Genomic DNA, 1650 nt, shown 5'->3' on the forward strand with positions numbered 1-1650 from the left:
AGCTCGCTGGGCTCATAACCCAGAGGTCGCAGGTTCAAATCCTGTCCCCGCTACTACCGGAGAAGGCCCCGGAACTACGGTTCCGGGGCCTTCTCCGTTTCTGTGGGTCCGGCCGGGTGGCGGCCTCCGGGCGGACGTCGCAAGCCCGTTCTCGGGGGCTGCGGCTATGCGAGCGAGCCCCGCCTCGGTACGCCCGATCCTGCTCGTGATCGACGCAAGGCCAGCTCAGCACCATGTTTTGGTGTTCGGTGGCGCAGTGCGTAGGCTGGAGAACACCCGACGCGGGGTGGAGCAGCTCGGTAGCTCGCTGGGCTCATAACCCAGAGGTCGCAGGTTCAAATCCTGTCCCCGCTACTTCAGGAAAAGGTCCCGGAGAGATTCTCTCCGGGACCTTTTCCGTGCCGCGGCATCGCTGCCTGTCCCGCCGCTCCGGTGGGGCCGGGCTGCCCCGGATCGGCTCGACGGTCGCACGGAGGTTCCCGGCCGGGGGATCGGCCGGCGGAAATGGCGTCGCCGAATCGGGGGCGCCGACCGGCTTCCGGAGCGCCCGCGTAACTACCGCGCTGTCCGAATGGTCCGGCATCGGTGGGTATTCGGCGCGCTGCCCAGGGTCGGTGGGCCCCTCGGGAACCGGATGCGTTGCCGCAGCTGGAGAATGGGCAATCATCTGGCTATTCCTCGAAGGAGAGTGTCCCGGTCTCGGTTCCGGCCGACGTATATCGTCCGAAATGAGGGGTCGAAACGTATTTATGAGCGGCTTGATTCGCAATAGCAGGCATGCATCCAATAAATTACATCCGTGCAATTCGACAGCCCCGCGGGTCTCGCTGTCGGCGGTGCGTGGCCGCGCGCCGGCGGCCTTCCAGGGGCAGTAGGGCGATCGGATTCGAGTACCGCCGGGCGGGTTTCGGCGGCGAAACCCCGGTGCGTCGGTGACTCCGGACGCCGAAGGGGTGGCGGGGGCGCCGCGCTGTGTCCTATGGCGAGGCGGCGGAGCGCGGAGGGGCGGCGTTGCCGGAGAGCGACCGAGCTGCTTTGCTGGGTCAACTGCCGCGAACCGGAGGGATGAGCTGTCGTGCCATCTGATTTCACGCTGAAGGCCGTCAACGCTGTACACCGAACTCTGCTGCGTCTCAGCTTCGGCCGCCTGGGGACCGAGTACTTCGGGATGCCCGCGCTGGAACTGACCACCGTCGGCCGCAAGAGTGGGCGGCCGCGCTCGGTCATGTTGACCGCGCCGATCGTCGAGGGCGAGGACTACGTCATCGTGGCCTCCCGGGCCGGCGATCCGACCCACCCGGCGTGGTACTGGAACCTCCGTGACAATCCTGCTGTCGAGGTCTCCTTCCGCAACGGTCCGCGCCGACCGATGACCGCACACGTACTCTCCACGGAGCAGCGGGCGCCGCTGTGGTCGCGGATCACCGCCGACTATCCCGTATACGGGGATTACCAGAAGCGCACCGACCGGGAGATTCCGCTGGTCCGGCTCACGCCCGCGGCGGGAGACGTGTAGCCGCGCGCGTCACGGTCACCCTGGGTACCCGGGCTACCCGATTCCGTGTTCGCGCGCCTGGCGGACGGGGCGAACGAACCGGTGGACGGTATCGCCTGGTGTTCCGGCGCCGGAAGGCGGCGGGTGTGTCGCCG

Annotated in this window: 1 protein-coding gene and 1 tRNA gene; both read left to right on the forward strand. The window is 67.8% G+C overall.

The genetic code is table 11. From position 1 onward, the window contains the following. The first annotated feature begins 280 nt into the window (after positions 1-280). A tRNA-Met gene (locus tag ABZV91_RS32430) sits at positions 281-354 on the forward strand. Between the two features lie 721 nt (positions 355-1075). Beyond that, the gene (locus ABZV91_RS32435; protein WP_355249529.1) at positions 1076-1516 is read left to right on the forward strand and encodes a nitroreductase/quinone reductase family protein; all 441 of its coding nucleotides are present in this window, start codon (positions 1076-1078) and stop codon (positions 1514-1516) included. The last annotated feature ends 134 nt before the right edge of the window (positions 1517-1650 follow it).

This window comes from Nocardia sp. NPDC004568 (assembly GCF_040609955.1).
Classification (GTDB): Bacteria; Actinomycetota; Actinomycetes; order Mycobacteriales; family Mycobacteriaceae; genus Nocardia.